Source organism: Streptomyces sp. CBMA29, assembly GCF_014596445.1.
Lineage (GTDB): Bacteria > Actinomycetota > Actinomycetes > Streptomycetales > Streptomycetaceae > Actinacidiphila.
The window spans coordinates 23,518-42,224 of the sequence record NZ_MECL01000063.1; the positions used below are offsets into that span (position 1 = coordinate 23,518).

The 18,707-nt window shown below is 67.5% G+C and carries 17 protein-coding genes and 1 pseudogene; 11 read left to right on the forward strand and 7 right to left on the reverse strand.

Annotated elements, in window-relative coordinates; genetic code table 11:
- Positions 1–5 precede the first annotated feature (5 nt).
- Positions 6–1,313 carry a helix-turn-helix domain-containing protein gene (locus BGM09_RS09615; RefSeq protein WP_188281059.1) on the reverse strand — a complete coding sequence of 436 codons (1,308 nt, stop codon included), beginning with the start codon at positions 1,311–1,313 and terminating at the stop codon, positions 6–8.
- A gap of 204 nt (positions 1,314–1,517) precedes the next feature.
- On the opposite strand from BGM09_RS09615, the gene BGM09_RS09620 reads away from it, so the two are divergent.
- The 6 genes from BGM09_RS09620 (at position 1,518) to BGM09_RS09645 (ending at position 6,531) form a co-directional block, all read left to right on the forward strand.
- Positions 1,518–2,534, forward strand: coding sequence for a hypothetical protein (locus BGM09_RS09620; RefSeq protein WP_188281060.1), 1,017 nt, complete (start codon positions 1,518–1,520; stop codon positions 2,532–2,534).
- On the forward strand, positions 2,531–3,085 hold the full coding sequence (locus tag BGM09_RS09625; RefSeq protein WP_188281061.1) for a hypothetical protein: 555 nt from the start codon (positions 2,531–2,533) through the stop codon (positions 3,083–3,085). Before BGM09_RS09620 ends, BGM09_RS09625 begins: the two co-directional genes overlap by 4 nt.
- Positions 3,086–3,160: 75 nt before the next feature.
- The gene (locus tag BGM09_RS09630) at positions 3,161–3,784 is read left to right on the forward strand and encodes a hypothetical protein (protein ID WP_188281062.1); all 624 of its coding nucleotides are present in this window, start codon (positions 3,161–3,163) and stop codon (positions 3,782–3,784) included.
- A 37-nt stretch (positions 3,785–3,821) separates the two neighbouring features.
- The gene (locus BGM09_RS09635) at positions 3,822–5,213 is read left to right on the forward strand and encodes a hypothetical protein (protein WP_188281063.1); all 1,392 of its coding nucleotides are present in this window, start codon (positions 3,822–3,824) and stop codon (positions 5,211–5,213) included.
- Positions 5,210–6,013 carry a hypothetical protein gene (locus tag BGM09_RS09640; RefSeq protein WP_188281064.1) on the forward strand — a complete coding sequence of 268 codons (804 nt, stop codon included), beginning with the start codon at positions 5,210–5,212 and terminating at the stop codon, positions 6,011–6,013. Before BGM09_RS09635 ends, BGM09_RS09640 begins: the two co-directional genes overlap by 4 nt.
- Entirely contained in the window at positions 6,010–6,531 is a 522-nt protein-coding gene (locus BGM09_RS09645) for a Pycsar system effector family protein (protein WP_188281065.1), read from the forward strand. Before BGM09_RS09640 ends, BGM09_RS09645 begins: the two co-directional genes overlap by 4 nt.
- Before the next feature lie 528 nt (positions 6,532–7,059).
- On the opposite strand, the gene BGM09_RS09650 is transcribed toward BGM09_RS09645, so the two are convergent.
- Entirely contained in the window at positions 7,060–8,016 is a 957-nt protein-coding gene (locus tag BGM09_RS09650; protein ID WP_188281066.1) for an SUKH-3 domain-containing protein, read from the reverse strand.
- 440 nt (positions 8,017–8,456) lie between these two features.
- Between BGM09_RS09650 and BGM09_RS09655 the strand changes: the two genes are divergently transcribed.
- The 3 genes from BGM09_RS09655 to BGM09_RS09665 all read left to right on the forward strand — a co-directional run bounded on the left by BGM09_RS09655 (position 8,457) and on the right by BGM09_RS09665 (position 10,857).
- Positions 8,457–8,975 (forward strand): histidine phosphatase family protein, encoded by a 519-nt coding sequence (locus tag BGM09_RS09655; RefSeq protein WP_223186589.1) that lies wholly within the window; start codon positions 8,457–8,459, stop codon positions 8,973–8,975.
- A 173-nt stretch (positions 8,976–9,148) separates the two neighbouring features.
- Positions 9,149–10,384 carry an ISL3 family transposase gene (locus BGM09_RS09660; RefSeq protein WP_317452616.1) on the forward strand — a complete coding sequence of 412 codons (1,236 nt, stop codon included), beginning with the start codon at positions 9,149–9,151 and terminating at the stop codon, positions 10,382–10,384.
- 44 nt (positions 10,385–10,428) lie between these two features.
- Positions 10,429–10,857: a DUF4240 domain-containing protein gene (locus BGM09_RS09665; protein ID WP_188281067.1), complete on the forward strand. Its 429-nt coding sequence runs from the start codon at positions 10,429–10,431 to the stop codon at positions 10,855–10,857.
- 447 nt (positions 10,858–11,304) lie between these two features.
- Here BGM09_RS09665 and BGM09_RS09670 read toward each other — a convergent pair whose 3' ends face one another.
- The 3 genes and pseudogenes from BGM09_RS09670 to BGM09_RS37530 form a co-directional block, all read right to left on the reverse strand.
- Complete coding sequence (locus tag BGM09_RS09670; protein ID WP_188281068.1) at positions 11,305–11,652, reverse strand: hypothetical protein; 348 nt, start codon at positions 11,650–11,652, stop codon at positions 11,305–11,307.
- Positions 11,653–11,665: 13 nt separating this feature from the next.
- Positions 11,666–12,913 (reverse strand): RHS repeat domain-containing protein, encoded by a 1,248-nt coding sequence (locus tag BGM09_RS09675; protein ID WP_188281069.1) that lies wholly within the window; start codon positions 12,911–12,913, stop codon positions 11,666–11,668.
- A 136-nt stretch (positions 12,914–13,049) separates the two neighbouring features.
- Positions 13,050–13,824, reverse strand: a pseudogene (locus BGM09_RS37530) (aminotransferase class I/II-fold pyridoxal phosphate-dependent enzyme); the annotation flags it as partial.
- Positions 13,825–13,852: 28 nt separating this feature from the next.
- On the opposite strand from BGM09_RS37530, the gene BGM09_RS09680 reads away from it, so the two are divergent.
- Positions 13,853–14,719, forward strand: a complete 867-nt coding sequence (locus BGM09_RS09680; protein ID WP_223186574.1) for a methyltransferase domain-containing protein — start codon at positions 13,853–13,855, stop codon at positions 14,717–14,719.
- Between the two features lie 362 nt (positions 14,720–15,081).
- On the opposite strand, the gene BGM09_RS37535 is transcribed toward BGM09_RS09680, so the two are convergent.
- Together BGM09_RS37535 and BGM09_RS09685 are read right to left on the reverse strand one after the other, a co-directional pair.
- A complete protein-coding gene (locus BGM09_RS37535; protein WP_223186575.1) occupies positions 15,082–15,555 on the reverse strand; it encodes a DUF6009 family protein in 474 nt (157 codons plus the stop codon).
- 156 nt (positions 15,556–15,711) lie between these two features.
- Positions 15,712–17,088, reverse strand: coding sequence for a hypothetical protein (locus BGM09_RS09685; protein ID WP_188281070.1), 1,377 nt, complete (start codon positions 17,086–17,088; stop codon positions 15,712–15,714).
- Between the two features lie 476 nt (positions 17,089–17,564).
- On the opposite strand from BGM09_RS09685, the gene BGM09_RS09690 reads away from it, so the two are divergent.
- Positions 17,565–18,647: a hypothetical protein gene (locus BGM09_RS09690; protein WP_188281071.1), complete on the forward strand. Its 1,083-nt coding sequence runs from the start codon at positions 17,565–17,567 to the stop codon at positions 18,645–18,647.
- Positions 18,648–18,707 lie beyond the last annotated feature (60 nt).

Genomic DNA, 18,707 nt, shown 5'->3' on the forward strand with positions numbered 1-18,707 from the left:
AGCGGTCACGCGGCCGGACGGCGGGACGCCTGACGGGCGACCTCAGGCAGTAGCTCTGCCACGGTCGAATCGCGGCGGTGCCGCGACAGGGCCCGGACACAGCCGCGCAGATCGGTGCGAAGGGTGGCGGAGTCGAGGCCCGGCGCGACTGTGAGAATGTCGCGCAGCGTGGCGCACGCGCGGTCGACGTCGTTGGCACCGAGCGCGGCGAGCGCGACCCTGACCTCGAACCGAGCTCGGGCCCGGTGCGCGTGGGCCGGGATGCGCCGCGCCTCGGCACCCAGCAGACCGAGTGCCTCCTCGTGGTGGCCGAGCACTTGAAGGCACCAGCCCCTCGCCATGGCGGCGGGATCCGCGACGTGCCGGGTGCCGTAGCGGCTGCTTGCGTGACCGCCGGCATAAATGGTGCCCGACGCGGCGGCGAGGGCGGTCCCGGTCGGCGCCGTACCCGGAAGCGAGCCTTGAACCGGACCCGCCGGCGAACGCATGGCCGGGCCGGAGAGCAGGCTGTCCGCCTCGTCGAGCGCGCGGCGGCAGCGAAGGTCGTCACCGTTGAGGGCGTGGCCCTGGGCCAGGCGTAGCAACGCCCGCACCTGCGTGGCCGGGGACGCCGTGAAGCACGCCGCAGCGGAGGCGAGTTCGACGGTGGCGGCGCCGTCGTCGCAGTAGAGCGCGAGCAGGGAGCGCCGCAAGACGGCGTTGGCCTCCATGTCGGGCGAGCCGACGTGCCGGGCGAGTGAAGTCGTAGTGCGCGCCCAGGCTAAGGCAGACCGTTCGTCATCGGCCTCCTGGCACATCCAGGCGATGAACTCCGCGTAGCGGCCGGCCAGGGACAGCAGTCGCTCGGCTTCGGCGCCGTGGGCGTGCGCCGCCATGCCGCGCAGGGCACGCACTTGTGCGGCCGCACTTTCCAGTACGGCCCCCGGACCGGCGCTCTGCGCGGTGGCCCGCAGACCGTCCAGGACGCTTGTCAGCGCCGCGACGACCGGGGTGGCTGCACCGTCGGACAGTGTGGCGGGCAGTGCGGGCAGGGCGGCCTCGTCGGATAGCGCCCCCGCGGACGCCAGCCCTGCGGGGGCGCCCGCGCTTCGCGCGGTGTCGTCGGTTCGGCCCGCACCTAGCACCGCGAGGAGGCCGCCACGGGCGCTCAGCGCCGCGTCACAACTCGCTGCCAGTTCCCGAGTTGGCGTGCGCAGGCCGTTCTCCACCTTGCTCAGGTGTCCCGGAGAGTAGTGCGTCCGCGCGGCGAGATCCGACAGGGACCACTGGCGCTCGCCCCGGTACTTGCGCAGTCGCGTGCCGAATGATTCCACGGTGCGCTCCAAGGTCTTGCCTGTTGCCGAATGACAAGGCTAGCGGGCAACTACTGCGCACGCGTGCGGTATCGGCCCATCCTGGGAGGACTGTGGACCACGGCCGACAGGCTGCGGGGGCGGTAGCTCCCAGGACGCAGGTGGCATGCGAGTGGGCCACGGGTGCGGGCCCAACGGCACCCGGACGGCGCTGAGAGGAAAAGGATGCTCATCCGGGACCAGGATTACGTCTTACTCAAGGACGGCCGGATCCTGGCGGTGCACGGCCACTGCCACCCGCCCGGACACATGGTCGGAGAACTGGCCTTCGTGCCGTCCACGGCGGGTAGGTATGCGCTGTTCGGGTCTCGGTACCGCAAGGCGTACGTGGCGGACGGGCGGGGGATGTCCGAGCGGGAGAGGGAATTGGTCCGCTTCCCGACGGGCACCTGCTTCGACCATGCGCACCCCTTCTCGGCGAAGTCGATCGTGCCGCTCTCCCATGTCGACCTGCACCTGTCCGCCACCGTCGACCCCCGCACCGACACGGTGCCCGGCTCCTTCCTGCGCCGCTACGCAGAGTTTCATCTCGACGAACTCGCCCGCATCCTGGGCGACGCGCTGCCTGCGGGACCGCTCGGACTCACGGGATCGGCCCGCCTGCTGCTAGGGGACCCCACCGTGAGGGATATGCACGACTACGACGTGGTGTTCGAGGTGGGTCCAGAGGCAGCCGTCCGTATCACCCGGCGCCTGTGGGCCTACGGCTGGGCCCACTCCGAGGCCCGTCTGCGAGAGCACGGCAAGGACTGGCGGATCCGGCTGCGCACCGGGGCGGGCATACTTTGTCCTTTTTTCCGCTACGAGGACCCCGACGACGCGCCCCTCGCCGGCCTCACCACAGCCCGCACACTGTTGCGGAGCGTGACGGTCAGCGGCCGGGTGGTGGCGGACGCGCACGGCGCGTATCTGCCGACCCTGCTTGCCATCGTTCCCGAACACGTTTCAGCCGCGATGCCCGGTGAGGTGGCGCGTCGGCTCCCAGTCCTTGTCAGTCACATGCGTGACCGCGGCGACTTCCACAAGGGCGACCGGGGAACGTTCACCGGGGACCTCTGCCATCTAGGCACCCCGGCAGGCGACTTGGTGGTCCTCTCGGTGGTGGACGGGGCGGACTCGCGGTTGGAAGACTCGCCTTGGCCGCTTCCCGGTCGTCCGGCATCATCGGCGGGCGGCCGATGACCCCGCTCTCCCCCGATCTGGCCGCGCGGGCCTGGCGACAGGCGGTGGCAGACTGCTGGAGTGACCGCTTCGGGGCGGTGGCGGTGACGCACGAACGGGTCGACCTCCGCTCGCTCAACAGCGTGATCGAGCTGGTTGCACCCGCCCCCTATGCATCGGCCCAAGCACTGCTACGTGCGTTCATCCGCGCCGGGATCGCCCCGTACCCGCCCGTCCTCACCGGCCCACCCCCGGGCGGCACGTTGCTGCTCGGCCCGCTGGTCGAGCGTCATCCAAACGGGTTGCTGATCCTTGACGGGGTCCACCGCTGCCTGGCTGCATTCTGCCAGGGCCTGGGCACCGTGTGGGTCTCGGTGCTCACCGCCGAGACCCATCCGCCTCCGGCGGGATCGCCCGTGCCGCTCACCGAGGTCACGCCCTCCGCGTCGGCGCGCACTCGCACTCCCTTGTTCCGGTACACCGGCAACCCCGACTTCCGACCGACCGACGACTTCCTCTCACGGGCGCAGACCAGCGCCCAGCGGGAGATCGAACACCTCCGCGGACCCTAGAGTGCGTCCCCCGCAGAACGGAAACGTCTTCGCGGACCGCGGAGACATCAAGCAGTAAGCAGAGACGAGGACCCCATGACCAACGCCGACTACTCCTGGGACCAGGAATCGGACCTTAACGACGACCGCCTGGAGGCCGCCGTCGTCCCTCAGCGGTACGCGCTGACCGCCCCCCAGGTGGTCGTCAACAGCGCCAAGGAGATCCTCGTGGTGGATCCGCACCCGGCTGGCACCTGGGACACCTGGATGTTCCCCTACGCGTCGCTCATCCTCACTCGCGATGAACTGGCCGCCGCCCCGGACGGCGGCGCCCGCCCGGCCCTGGCCCTCACAGAGGGATCCACGTTTCGCGCGCTCTCAAAAGCATTGGAACAGTTGCGCGTCAGCCGCCAAGACGCCTACGTATCGGCCATCCAGACCGGGGTGAACAACGTCATCGCCGACCTGAACGGCACCTGGAGCGGGACACCGTTCTATACGAACTACTCCCTCAAGTTCTCCAAGACGTCGAACAGTTACACCGCCTATGAGTTCAGCTACTTCCTCAACCGCGTCGCCGCGTTCGATCTGGAACTTCCGCATGTGTGGATCGAGCCGTCCCGACTGGCGGAGGAACTCGTCCGGTCCGAGACGCCGTTCGGCCGCAAGGTGTCGTCCAACGTGGTGGACGCGCTGTCCGCCATCCAGTCGAGCATCTGACCCCCGCGGGCCGGAAGGATGAACAGAGGGTGAGCAGATGACCTACCAGGTCCTGACTGACGAGAGCCCGGGCAAGATGGCGCTCCCGGTGACCCCGTCACAGGTGTGGATCATCTCGACGCTGGAGGTCGCCGTCTCCTGGCAAGACGACCACCACCTGATGCTCGTCCACCCGAGCTATCCGCTCGCCGGACAGCACAACAGTCCGCTGCACGACGAGGGTTACTGGGCACCACCGTTCGTCGCCTACCCGGTCCCGATCGAGTTCTCGCCGCCCACGACGGCCGGATCCCTGTTGCGGCTCGCCACCGAGGCGGCGGACCGCATCGATATCGAGCGGGACCTCAACCACCTCGCCTATCAGATGGGCCTACGGGACATCCAGCTCCGGCGCCGCAGCCCCTTCCTGGAACTTAAGGTGTCGCCGCGCTCCCCGAGCACGGTGAAGGCTTACTACATCCTTCGGCACGGCCTGGTGGGCGTCGACACTTCCAGTTCCCGCAACCTAGCCGACCCCGAGCAGCGGCGCGGCTACGTTTTCCTGCCGCTGCTCGGGTACCTGAGAGCGACAGAGGTGCGTCCCGGCGAGGAGCACGGCCGCAGCGAACGCTGGTTCCTCGGCAAGCCGCTGATGAGCAACGTCGAACACGTCCTCCAGGAGGAGATGCGTCGGCTCGTCATCAGCGAGGAAGGGCTCGACGTACAGCCGGAGCTGTTCCATCGAGTGGAGCGCGGGGTGCTGTGCGTGGTGGACCTCGCCGGATACGGGACCGCGTTGCGATACGCCTTCGAACACATGCACACCTTTTCCACCACGGCGGAACGGGCGCAGGACGAGTTCCGCAGGCGGGTCGCGCACGAGTTGCACACCATGCTGGGCGATCTCGGGACCACCCAGGCTCAGTTTGCGGGCGACGGGTTCGTGGCCGCTTTCCCTGAGCGGGCGTTCACGAACACGACCGCCCTGATCACGAACATCGTTACCCGTTGGGAGGTTCTTGTGGGCCTCATCGAGCAGCTCAACGGCTCCATACGCTCGCCCGAGAAGCGCGTTGGCACCCGCATGGTGCTCCACCAGGGCGACTACAGCTACGGCCGGATCGCCGGCACTCGCAGTTTCGCCGCCGCCTTTGACGGCACCGCGGTGATCGAGGCAGTCCGGCTGGAACAGGGGTTGGCGACGGCCTCGAAGGAGAGGAGTGCACCCATGTTTACGTCCCTTCCTCGGCGGTCGCATCTGATCGCGGTGAGCGGGCAGCTCGCGGAGCAGGTGAAACCATTGGAGTCGGGGACGGGGTCGCCGTTCGGCGGGTGGACCGCGCTGGGCGAGACATCCCTGACCGCCAAGGAGTACGAGGGCGACGCCTTCGTATACCGGGTGCGGGTGGCGGAGACCGAACGGCCGTCCCCGGAAGGGGAGGCGTCATGACCTCGACCCCGGCTGGTGACCCCATATCCGTACCCGTACCTGGCACTCCGTCCATTCCCGAATGGGGAAGAGAGCCCGCGCACCTGGACTTTCTTGGCAAAGCCGCCGCCGCGACCGAGGATCTGCTGGTCGGCACGGTGGCCACGATCCGGGCGGGCAGGCTGGGCCGTGGGCTTTGGCACCCCACCGGCTTCGCGACTTTCGAGATCGCCCAAGTGCCCGCGCTGGGCCTCGTCCGGGTCCACTTCTGGCCGCACGGCCTCCGTCGGGGCCTCTCCGGCCACCCGACCATCCACCAGCACTGCTTCCGTCTGTACTCCCGTGTGCTGGCGGGCGAATACCGAGAGTCGCAGTACGGGGCCGTCGACTCGGGCCCGTGTGAGGCGCCGCCCGGCGCGCAGCGCCTGCGTGTCTACGAGGTCCGACCGACGGGGACGACGGGCAAGGACGAGTTGTACGAGACCGGCGAGGACCTCGACGTGATGCCCACGCTTCGCGCCGCCCGCTTCCCGGCTGGGACCTGGCACGAAGTCCCGGTGGGTACGTTCCACGCGACGCCCATCGCGCGCAACCGTTTCTGCGCCACGTTGGCGGTGCTTAGTCTGCCGGTCCCTGGGGCCTCCGACGTCCTGCTTGGCCACCCGGGTGGGGGTTCCTCGGCCAGCGCACGGCGTGTGGTGAGCGACGGAGAAAAGGAGTTGATGTGCCGTCAGTTCACGGCCGCCGCAGACTCGGCCGCGTCGGGCTCCCCGGACCCGGCCCCCGCCTTTCTGGGCTCTGCTTCTCCGGACCCGCGATGACCGCCCCCGAATCGGACAGCGCGGAGTTCCGCGCCTACGCGGGACGGCTGTTGGCCGAGGCCCGCGACGAGGTCCGGCAGGCCGACGCCAAGGCGTCCCTTCTTCTTGCCGGAGCGGGAGTCGCACTCGGAGTGGCCTTCTCTACGGCGTTCACCGGCCGGGTGTACGACCGGCCCGTAACCGACGCCGTCGCCTGGCTGTGGTGGGCGGGCCTGTGCACAGCAGTGGCGGGAGTGACGCTCCTCGGCTGGGCCGTCTGCCCTCGCACCCGCCGCGCTGCAGCGGCACCTACTCATCTCGTGAGCTACTTCGGCGATGTCGTCGACTACCCGAAGGAAATGTTGGAGGACCGCCTCGTACGAACGCTGCGGGCACCGGGCGCCTCCGTCGTCGACCAGATCTACGAGGTGTCGACGATCGCCGCCACCAAGTATGCCCTCATCAGGGGTGCGCTGCTGCTGTTCGGAACGGCGGCCGTCCTCTGCGCCGTAGCCCTCCTGGTGGGCTTCGTCGGATAGACGCTGGGCTTTGCCCCTTTGCCAAGGCGGCGGAGACCCGCTGGTCCGTTCCATGCGTCCCGAATGACGTGCTGGCGTAAAACACTCATGCTGATCGACCTGCAACGATGGATCGTCGAGCCGCCCTGGCATCTGGTCCATGGCGCGACGGTGAGAGACCCTTAGCTCGCCTGCGCGAGCGCTGCACCGGGTTGGGCGCCGGGCCGCGGCCCACAAGCCGCAGCAGAGAATGTACGGACTGCTGGAAGCGTGGCCGAGGCCGAACTGCCGTGAGAACTGCAATCCCGTAACGACGTCAGCCCCGGCGCGTATGCGCCGGGGCTGACGACGGCCCTGGTGGGCGGTTGCGGAGGATACGAGATGCGAACTCGTGAGGGGTTGCCCCCAACACGCTTTCCAACTGTTCGTCCGGGTGTTCAGCCGGGTCCGTCGGTGTCCCGGCCTGCGATGGAGTGGCTCGACGACGGGTGGTTGGACCGTGCTGAACGGGGGTGAACGCAACTGGAACCGCAACGGTCGGACGATCGGTCAGGCGACGCCTTCGATCAGCTTGTTCAGCGCCTTGTCGCCGGACCCGGCGAGCAGACCCGCGTCGTCCATCCCCAGGTAGACGGCCCCGGTCGGTGCCATGGACAGATAGCCGACTCCGCCGTCGACGGCACCGAGGGGATAGAGGCGTTCTCCCGCCTGCTCGCTGAGGTCGTCGAAGATCTCGGATTCGTGGAGGGCCGCGAGGGGGTCGAGGCGGAAGGGCGAACGGGCCGCTGTTCGGCCCGGCCCCCGCTGGTCGATCTCCAGACCTCCGAATTCGCCGAGGAACCGCCGAGCGGCGTCGTGCATGACGAAATCCGCGTCGTCCTCACGGAGACGGCGTTCCCAGTCGGTGGTGGGGACAGTGCGATCCGGGCGCCAACCGCAGCGCCGCAGGGCCCAGTCGGTCTCTGCCGACCAGCGCGTGCCGATCTCCGTCCGATGGTCCTGCTCCGGACTGTGCGGGATCACCAGGTGGTCGCCGGCGGGAACGAACGGCAGCGGTGCGGCGGTGCGGCGTTCCACGACGAGATTCTCGATCGCCGCGTACGCGTCGCCCGACAGGGGCTCCGCGTGGTCGGTACCGATGTGCACGGCACCGTCGGCGGTCATGCCGAGCAGGCTGTCGCCGCTGTCGGCGAGCCCGATGGGGCACAGCCCGGTGCCCGCCTCCACGCTGAACCGGGCGAATCGTTCGCGCTCATCCTGGACCACGCCCAGGTCGAACCGGAACGGTGATTGCGGCATGACCGGTCCGGGCGTCCACGTGTCGGTCCTCAACCCACCGAACTCGGCGAGGAACCGCGCCGCCGCCTCGTGCAGGGTGAATCCGGCGCCGCGCAGCGCCGCCTCCCAACGATCCACCGGTACCGCACGCTCCGGGTACCACGCGGCCGAACGCAGCACGCGGTAGGTCAGCTCCGACCACGCCGCAGGCCGAGTCTGGTCAGTCATGCCTAGGTCACCGCCGTGATGTCGAGTTCATCGAGTACATGCTGACACGACGAGCAGATGGGCTTGGGCACCCCATGCTTCGGATTCCCCGCCGCCCTTGATGCTGGCGCCGTCGAACGTCCCGTCGTAGTCCTTGGGTTTGAAGCCGGCCGCACTGGTGGGCCGAGTGTTTGGAACCCGACCACTTTCGTGGACACTGGAAGTAGTTCACTCAAGTGTCAAGTGGGAAGTGCACGATGGTTTCAAAGCGGAAGATACGAGAGCAGGCAGGAATTTAACGCAGCACTAGCAGCGTAGTAAAACTGTCTACGAAATCGGTCGGCCTCCAGTCGTCACCCATCCCGAGCCGACGCACCACGTCGAGGGAGTCGTCGGCGGATGGCATGATTCGCAGCTGACGTGCCGTCGGCGTCCGTGCCGCCGTCTCCATCGCCCAGGCTCTGCGGGCCCAGGTCCCGGACGACGGCGCCGAGGTGGAGCTGTTCTCCTCGGATCTGCAGCGCACCCTGCGGACGGCCGAGGAAGTGGCCGAACTGTTCGGCGTGAAGCCGTTTGTGGATCGCAGGCTGCGGGAGAAGTCCTACGGTGAGGCGGGGGGAAAGCCGCAGGAGTGGCTGGACCGGCGCTTCGTCCCACCGCCCGCTGTCGGGGAGCGAATGGACCACGACGAGGGCGTGGAGGGTTCCGAAACCAAGGATGCGTGGGCACAGCGCATCTACACGGCCATGGACGAGATCCTGCACAACCCTTGCGAACACCAGATCATCGTGACGCACGGCGGTTCCCTGACGTTCGTCGTGGCGTCCTGGATCAAGATGCCGATCGAGTTGGCCGGCTATGCCAGCTTCCGGGCCCCCTCCGGCAGCATCACCACGCTGGGCGAAGACGACTTCTTCCACAACCGCCAGGTCCTCAACCTCAGTGACACCCGCCATCTCGACTCCGCCCAAGCTGCCTGATCCCGACATGACCCGCTACCACGGCCTGCCGCCCTCACGAGCGGCAGGCCGTCCGATGCACTGACGTCATTTCTCGGGATCTGGCACACATTCCGTGAGGGCGATCAACGGCGTTCCGCCACGGTGACGTCCTGTCATCTGGGACCGTGGTGCGGTGCGATGACCTCATAGCGGTGCTGTTTCCGCACTTCAGCGTGGTGCTGGTGGAACTGACCGTGCGCCGGCTGTACTGCGAGAACGCTGACTGCCTGCGGCGCACGTTTGTCGAACAGGTCGAGGGGCTGACCGTCCGGTATGGCCGACGGACACCGGCGTCGCGTCGGATTCTGGAAGCGGTAGCCGTCGCTCTCGCAGGCCGGGCGGGCAGCCGGTTTGCCGTGGTGCTGGGCAGCGTGGTCAGCCGAACGGCCCTGTTACGGCGGGTGATGGCCCTGCCTGACCCACATTGGCCGGAGCCGGGAGTGTTGGGCGTCGATGACTTCGCGACCCGCCGCGGACAGCATTACGGCACGGTGATCATCGACTGTGCGACCGGCCGCCCTCTTGACCTGTTGCCGGGCCGGGATGCGAAGGCGCTGGCGAGTTGGTTGCGCAAGGACCCCGGCGTGGAGATCATCTGCGGTGACCGAGGCGGCTCCTACGCCGACGGCGCACGCACCGGCGCGCCGCAAGCAGTGCAGATCGCAGACCGATTCCACATCTGGCAGGACCTCGGCACCGCTGTCAAAACCAGCGTTCGTCGGCACAACGCCTGCCTCAGACCGTCCACCCGACCGGACAGCACCGCGAGTACCTCCGCTGCCGACCCGGCAAGCACGGCCAAGGCGATGTCACCGATCGAAGCCCGCATCCGTGAACGCCACACCGCCGTCCACGCTCTCTTCGACCAGGGGCACGGCATCCGCGAGATCGCCCGGGAACTGCACATCGGCGGGAACACCGACCGCCGCACCGCCCGCGCCGAAGCCCCCGAACAGCTCCTGGCCGGACGACGTCAACCACGGCCCGGCCAGCTCGACCCCTACAAATGGATGATGCGTCAACCCGACCGACTCCGGGACGAAGACCGCCAGCAACTTGCTCAAGTCCTCGCTCGCGGCCCCGAACCCGATGCTACGAGCCGACTCGTCCGAGGGTTCGCCGAGATTCTCACCATCCGCTCCGGCCAGCACCTCAAAGGCTGGATCACCGCCGTCCGCGCCGAAAACGTGCCCGGCCTGCACCGTTTCGCCACCGGCCTGGAGAAAGACTGGGACGCCGTCACCCAGGGCCTGACCAGCCACTGGAACTCCGGGCCCGTCGAAGGTCACGTCAACCACATCAAGATGATCAAACGCCAGATGTTCGGCCGTGCCAAACTCCCCCTGCTCCGCAAACGCGTCCTTGTCAGCGCATCAGCAAACCGGTGACCCGCCAGCCACGGGTGTCAGACCCCTGCGGCATGCTCGCCCGTATGAACGAAGACGCTTTCTGGCAGCTCATCGAAGACTGTAGGCCCGCGGGACCTGACCCTGAGGCCGAACTGCTTACGCCCGCACTGACCGAGCGTCTTGCCCAGTGCCCGTTGTCGCTGGTCACAGGCTTCGCGGAACAACTGTCGTGGGCGCTGTACCAGCTCGACCGCAAGGAATACGGATACGACCTGTCCGGTGACGCCTTCCTCTACACCCGTGCTGCTGTCGTCGCGGCCGGCCGCGCGATCTTCGAGAGCGTCCTTCAAGACCCTGCGGTCTTCAAGCCGTACGCCACGAAGCTCATCTGGGCCGAGAACCTGCTCTACGTACCGGACCATGCATACAAGCGCATCACCGGGGAGGAATGGGACCGCAACACGCGATACTCCTACGAGTCGTACTCGAACACCGAGGGCTGGGCTGACTGACCAGCGTTCGCCAACGCCTGCTGATGGACTCACGAGCTGCTGATCACCCTCACGGAACGTGTGCCAGATCCATTTCTCGTGAACATCCCCGAACTCCAACTGCATCTCGCGGTCTGCCTGCGTGACAGGGGGTGTGGTGGTGGAGGCGCCAGTTGAGGACTTCGGCGGGGTCCACAGCGTGGGGATGTCGAGCGCGGCGACACGGCGGTGGACGAAGGCGTCGGGGGAGATGGTCGGCGCGAAGCGCTCGGGTTGCTTGGCGTCGTGATCCTGTCCTGGAAGTCCGAGTTCTTGTCCTGTGGGCGGACGGGCTCGCCGGAACCGGATGGGAAAAAAAAATCAGACGGGGAACCCTCATGCGGCGTCGGCGATGAACTCGACGGTGGCGGTGTCACCGTCGAGAGCGCGTACGGCCTCGCCGGAACGGTGTTCTTCGAAGAGAGCGGGTCAGCCGCCGAATACCTGGGGCAAGTCCCCGGCTTCCCAGAGCAGGTCGAGCCTGGTGAAGAGTGACTCCAAGTCCTTCAGGAGGGTGCTGCGCGCGGCCTCCGGAATTTCGAGAAGCGGGTCGTTGAAGGCGGGCCCGGCATCGGGGCCCGTCCATCCCTTGTGGCGCCGACAGGCCGCGCACCACATGTAAGTGATGCGCACGGTGCGGTGCGGCCCCATCCGTCGGTACACGTACGTCCGCACGGCCACCGCTCCGCAGGCCGGACAGCGGCGCTCACCGGGCTTATCGATGAATCTCGGGCCGGCCAACAACTGCTGGACCTGCTCCGCATCGAATTCCCGCACCACTGGCTCCTCGTCAACCCGTCCTGGACTTGAACAGCGACAGCATACGTTGGCCGTAATCCTCCGCGGCGTCCTCCGTGCCGCCCCAGATGTGACTGGGCGCGATCGTCTCGCCCCACAGCGGCTTCGAATTGAGCGACAGCCGGAACTGCTGGTGATGGTGGATCTCGTGGAAGACGGTGGCGACGCCCTCGTCCATGCTGCGCAGGCCCAGGTCCGAGATCTGGATCAACGGCAGCCCCCGGGGGCCGAGTTGGGGCGTGCCGGACGCGAGGTGCGGGCTGTTGCCGAAACCGAGACCGGTCGGCGTGTGGATCTCGGGAACGTGCACGATGTCGTAGTGGCTCACGGACATGTCCGCCTTACCCAGTGCCATGCGCAACTGCCGGATGCTGACGGGCGCACCGAGCTGGCCGCCGGGAAGGCCCTGCGACGGCCCCCGGAACACGTTGATCAACGAGGAACAGGGCGACAGTCCGAGCGGGTCGGCCAGCACCGTGGGGTTGATGACATCGGCGTAGTCGTCGGGGCCCGGAGCCAGACCGAGCGGATCCGGGCTCAGGTAGCGTCCGGTCTCGGGGTCGAAGTAGCGGTGGTAGTTGTAGTCGAGGCCGGTCTCGGGGTCGTGGTACCGGCCGGGGCTGCGCAGTGGACAGTCGACCACGTCCCCACCGGCCGTTCCCGGAGCGGTGGGCGCGGCCGGTGGGGACGGTGCGGTTTCCGGCAGCCACGGATGACCGCGCCGCCGCCAGACGACGGTACCTTCAGGGCCGACGAGTTCGGTGGGCGCACCGGCCAGGTCCGTGATGACGGCGAGGAAACGGCGGTCGACCTCTTCCTGCGGCAGGTCCGCCACCGCCTCGGCCGTACGCCTGCTGTGCACCTGCGCGACCGCGCGCGGGGCCTCTCCCAGCAGGCACTCCCAGGTGGTGACCGCCTCCTGGGCCCCGGTGATCACGGTGTCCGCCGCCGCGGCCGGGACGCGCACCTGCTCCGCGAGGACCTCTCCGTCCCAGGCGAACCGGACTTCCCCGGCCGTCCTGCCGTCCGCCGTCACCAGTTTCTTGGACGTACGGCGTCCCAGCGCGTCGTAGGCGTACGCGGCGACACTGCCGTCCGGGTTGGTGACCGACCGGAGCCGGTCCTCCGCGTCCCACGCGAAGGACCAGCGCAGCCGACCGCCGGAGAGCAGCATCCGAGTCTTGGCGGCGACGCGGCCCCGTTCGTCGTACGTGTAGCGGACGCGACCGGAACGCAGCACCCGCGATCCCGACATCTCAGGACGCGGCGGACGCCTGTCGTCCGGCCCGTCGCCGCGGGGATCACCGGTGTCGACGTCAGTGATTCGCCCGACGGCATCGAGCGTGAACCGGTGTGTGCCGCCGACGAGTTCGGCGACTGCGAGTCGACGGGGAGCGCCGGGGTGTCCAACCGTTGGTTGCGCAGATGCTGGCGTGCCCCAAGTGATCCGGGGTCCTCCACGGCTACCGCGGGGATCCCGTCGTCGTGCAGTACGTGTCCGAGCAGGCTGAGTGTTTGGGCAGTGCCGGCGACGATGAGTATTTCGTCGGGGTCAGCCCTGATCGCCCGATTGCGGGCCAGCCAGTTGGCGATGGCGTGACGCAGTGCCGGTGTCCCGCGAGGGTCCGCGTATCCAAGGTCGGACGCCGGGACGCTCGCGAGTACGGAGCGTTCGGCGCGCAGCCACGCTGATCGCGGAAACGCGGCCAGGTCGGGAACGCCGGGTGACAGATCGATCCGGGCGGGTGCCGCTCGCATCATGTCGAAGATGTCCGCACCGGGTGCGGCGGCGAACAGGGCCCTTGGCGGCGGTGGATCGCGGGGCGTGGGCCGGGGGACTTCCGGTGACAGGGCGGGAGCGGCGACAACGATCGTTCCGTTACGCCCGCGTCCCGCGGCGTGTCCGTCTTCTGTCAGCCGCTGATACGCCTCTGTCACCACTCCGCGGGACACCCGCAACTCGCTGGCCAGAACCCGGGTGGCCGGAAGCCTGCTTCCCACCGGCAGCCGGTGGTCCGCTATCGCGAGCCGAAGCTGCTGGACCAGCCAGTCGGATCGCCCGCCCATCGGTACATCGTCGATGTTCAGTTGCAGGAAGTCGGATCCGGAGACTATGGACTGGTCGGACGGGTGCAGATTGGACCTGTTCATCGAGCCATAGTGGCAGCAGGGTGAACGCATGGACACAGCGATGGCATCTCATGGAATGGCCACTGCGGCCGGCTATGTGCACGGCTACTCGGAACGCGAGGCGGCTCGCCTCGGCGAACAGGCTGACACCTTGGCGGCGTTGTTGCACGCGGGCACGGCCTATCCGGCCGACAGCCGGGTGCTGGAGATCGGTTGCGGGGTCGGCGCACAGACGATCCACCTGGCCCAGGCCAGCCCGGGAGCGCGCATCACCGCGGTCGACCGCTCCCACGCTTCCCTCGCACAGGCCCGCGCCCATGTCGCGGCCCACGCCCCGGGCGCGCACGTGGAGTGGTATCGCGCGGATCTGTTCGATCTTCCCTTTCCTGACGCGGAGTTCGACCATGTCTTCGTCTGTTTCGTCCTGGAGCACCTGTCAGACCCCCAGCAGGCGCTGACCGCACTGCGGCGCGTGCTGCGGCCCGAGGGCACCATCACGGTGATCGAAGGGGATCACGGATCGGCGTTCTTCCACCCGGCCAGCGCTTACGCCCGTGCCACGATCGACTGCCAGGTCCAGCTCCAGTCCGCCGCCGGCGGTAACGCGCTGATCGGCCGGCAGTTGCAACCGCTGCTGTCGCAGGCCGGCTACGACGACGTCGCGGTGCGTCCTCGCACGGTGTACGCCGACCGGACCCGGCCCACACTCGTCGACGGCTTCACTCGCAACACCTTCATCGCCATGGTCGAATCAGTCCGGGAAGACGCGCTGGCAGCAGGGCTCATGACCGCGGACGACTGGGACCGCGGGATCACAGACCTGCACCACACCGCACAGGCCATCGGGACCTTCCACTACACGTTCTTCAAAGCCGTCGCCGTGAACCCGTCCACCCGTGAACCCGTCCACCCGTGAACCCGTCCGGCGGAGACGCTGACGGCCCCATGGAACAATCACATCAGCCACAGGCTCCGGGGGGATGACGCCGTATGGAACGGGTGGGGGCCGCTTGTGGCGGGGGCGTCCCCGCACACCTCGAATCGATGGGGCGGTGTCCAACAGCGGCAGGAGCTATGTGACGCCGTGGCGGTTCCCGCCGGTGAGGGTGACGACGACCGGGGTTCCGTGTCGGTCGACCGGGCCACGAGGCCGTTCGTGAGCACGCAGCGGCGTCCGACAGTTGGACTTCCCGACCGAGCCGGCACGTCGACCCCACACCCGACCGCCCGCTGTGCCCCGCAGCCTGCCCAGACGCGGCGGCCCAGACAGGCGACCGACTAGATGCCGGTTGCGGCATCCCACGCCCGATCTGTCTGTTCACCCCATACTCCAGGAGCAACCGTGCGGGGGTCGACCGCCTCCGCGGGCGCCGTTGTCTTGTAAGTACCGTCAGGTTGTTCCGAGCGGTCATGCTCCTTCACCCAGAACACACGACGAGTGAAATGGCCAGGCACGTCTCCACTTGGTGCGTCACCTCGGAGGACTGCATATCCGACTCGCCGCCCCGTACCTGTCCAAGACACTGGCCGTCTACGCGTGCCGGCGTTGGTCACTACCGATTGCCGGACATAGTCGAAGTCGTCGACGTCCTCAGTCCAGATGATGCTTTCTTCGTGCGCCAGGGCCGCCTGATTCTCCTGCACGTGCACCTCCAGAGGGCTTTGCACTTCATGAACTGCCAGTCTGACGCGGGGGCCAGCCGCGTAAGAGAGGTTTTCTGAACCCCGTGACAGCAGATCGAGGTGATGCATGAGAAGGGCGCTGCCTCGCCCTGAGCCCGCGCCCGCTTTCCAACTGCTCGCCCAGGTGCCCGGGGCGGTCCGTCAGAATCTTGACCTGCCGCTGAGAGGCTCGACATCCAGCGATCGGACCCCGTCTGGAGGAGGTGAACGCAACTGGATCTGCCTCTATGTGAGCAGGCGAATCGCTAGCGCGGAGCCGTCTCGGCGGATTGATACCGGGCCGCCCCAGTTGTTATCCCAGTCGACCCGGGGCAGGCTCGTCCGTCGGGCATAGGCGTTGGTTCGGTACTGCTCGACCTGCCCTTTCGCCAAGTAGGCGAAGAGGTCTTCCGCCACCCCGGAGAACGCCTCGACGCGGGTCCTGTTCAGACGGAAGACGTGGTCCGTGCCGACGAACTGGTTGCCCAATAGTTCGTGGTCGGCATCGCGAACGCTGCCAACCGCCGCATGCGCGAAGCCGGTGAAGCGGTCGCGGCCCTGGCGCTTCGTAAGGTACTGGGCGACTGTGTCCCCGTCGCCGGCGAACGCGCCCAGCCCGGCGGCGGCAGTACGGGCGAGGACTTGCTGGAACCATCGGTAATGGTCATGTTGGACGTGGTAACCGGGCTCTTTATCTGGAGTCTCGTCACCTTTGGTCGGCGGTTGGATGCCTGGGAAAATGTTGTCTTCTTGTACCTGGTGGTTCAGCGCTGTGTCGGGGGAGCCTGCCTTGCTGCGGAGCCAGCCGCCGTTCCCAGGAGCTTGTAAGGCGTGCACACTGAGCACACCCTCGATGGGGAGTTCGGTGCTGAAGATCAGGGCAGGGGTCTCGTTCCAGGTGCCGATGTGAACGGCTTCCACATGAGCCGAGGCTGATACGAGCTGGTCGTGGGATGCGGCGGCATTGCTGTGGTTGCCCTTGCACGCGATCGGGATGACTCGCGACGGCTCACCGGGCTTCCATATCTCGGCGAAGAACTGTGGACGGTAGCGGTAGCCGGAACGGTGCCCTTTGTCTCTGCTGGTGAGAGCCCAGCCCGCGCGGAGAGCGGTGTCTGCGGGAACGATCGATACGGAGTGGTCCGGGTAGCGGCGCCCGAGGAGTCGTTCGGTGAGCAGGAGGCCGAAGCCTTCTCCCAGCTCACGTGACTGGAGCGCCTTGTAGTACTCCGCGGTGTCCCGGCCCTCGGCGGACAGGGCGAGGAAGGCGTCAAGGTTGCCGGTCAGGGCCTGGTTGTATTTGAGACAGCCCCAGTGCTCGGCAAGTCCACGTCCGGCGCCCTTGCGGGAGAGTGCCATGGAGCTGCCGAGAGCGTGCAGCAATTCCCAAGGCGTCACATCGATTTGCCGGGCCAGTTCCTTCTCCGGTATCGACGAGAGGACTGGCTTCCGGCGAAGCTTCTCCTCGCCATCGTCCTTATCCTTGTCCTCCTGTTCCTGCTCACGCGCCTTGTCATCAGCCTCGGCGACGGCGTCCACGCGGCCGACCAGTTTGGCGCTCGAATCGATCGAGACGGTGGACCGCTGAACGAGATCTCTCAGAACATCCTTGGCCGGCTTCAACCTGGTCCCCCCAAAAAACTCGCGGAGTGGCAGATGCAGGTTGAAACGTACTCAGCGGATCAGAGGTGATCACAGGGCGCATGTGGGGCGCAGGTGAGCACTGAGGTGCGGGACATCAGCCCCTGCGGCAGAAGTGGAGGAGCCAGCTTGGCGGGTCTCGCACCTCTGTCTTCGGATTGGCCCACGACTACGGCGCTGCGAATGCGTCACGCGTTCGGCCGTAGGTCCTGCATCCCAACATGGTCTATCCGCAGTCGGTGGCCGACGGCTCTGGTCTGTGCTGGAGGTAGGCGTTGCTCAATAGCGGTCCGGATTGGCTCGGATCATGATCTGTCGGTGCTGGGCGCGAGACTGTGGGGATCAGCTACGCGGTCGCATCCGGCCGGGTGGGAAAGGGGGACAAGATGGGTTGGATCGCTGTGCGGTCTGGTGCTGAGGGGTGGGTTCGCGGCAGGCTCGCCGAGCAGCAGCGACGGGTGGATCTGATCACCGCCATGCGGGCTGCGCGTGAGTTGGTTCGGTTGGTGGGACTGGATCCGGCAGATCGGATCGCCTTTGCGCCCGTGCGCAGGGCGATCGAACGGCGGATCGGTGTTGAACGCCACCCCTTTTACCAGAGGCTGTCCCCGTGGTTGGTCCTGATCGCCGTGCCACCGTTCCTCGTCGTGTTTGGTGGGCCCCCGCGTGACGCCGCGGCGATGGTCGCGCTGATGTGGACGGTCGTGGTGGCCCGGATGCTGGTGGTCCGCTACCGGGCGGCCCGGTACAGGGTCGCAACTGCCCTCGGGCTCGTCGCCACCACCATCTTCTGGGCCGACGTAGTTGTACAGCAGGGGAGTTCAGTTGCGCCGTGGTACCTACCGGAGATTGCCAGGGCGGCGCTGGCGCTGCTGCTCTTCATCGAGGTTCCGTTTCTGATTCTGTGCTGGCTCCACTATCGGAGCTGCGTGGACGAGAGCTGTCACGCCTATGACCGGATCGTCGTCGGGGTGGTGGAGGTGGCGCATCAGATCCGTCGGGAGAGCTCGGGTTGGCGTTCTGCGTCCACCTGCCGGAGGTGGACGCAAATGCTCGACAGCCTCGCCGTGGATGTCGCTCGTTGCCTGGCGCTGCCAGAACGCACTGATGCGGCCGATCGCCGCCTGCGCGCGGAACTGCGCGTCGAAGCAGAACGGATAGGGGAGGGGATACGGCTACTGAAGACGGAGTTGGTTCGAGCGCGATCGGAAGAAGATGTGGCGGCGGTCGTTGAATCGTTGGTGCGCGGCATGCTGCTGGTAGCCGCCTTCGACCGTGCCGCGCTACTGAGGACTGCCCCGCCGGCCCCGCTCCCTCCCCGCCTTCTGCTTCGGCTCGGCGCGCGGATCGTTCCGGCGGCTGTGCTTCTCTTGGCTGCCTGGCTGGTCCCGATGCTCCCCATGGTCGCTGACCGGCCCAGCGTGGCCCAGACGGCAATGTGGTCGCTGGTGGTCTCGGCAGGTACGGTACTGGCGACGGCCAACTCGGAGGTTCACAACCGCATCCAGGACGCGGTTGCGAGGGCCCTCCCGCCTTCCTAACGGTGTGGTGTCGTCGACACGCAAGCCATGTTGCTGCCCGCATTGTCCGCATTCGTCTGC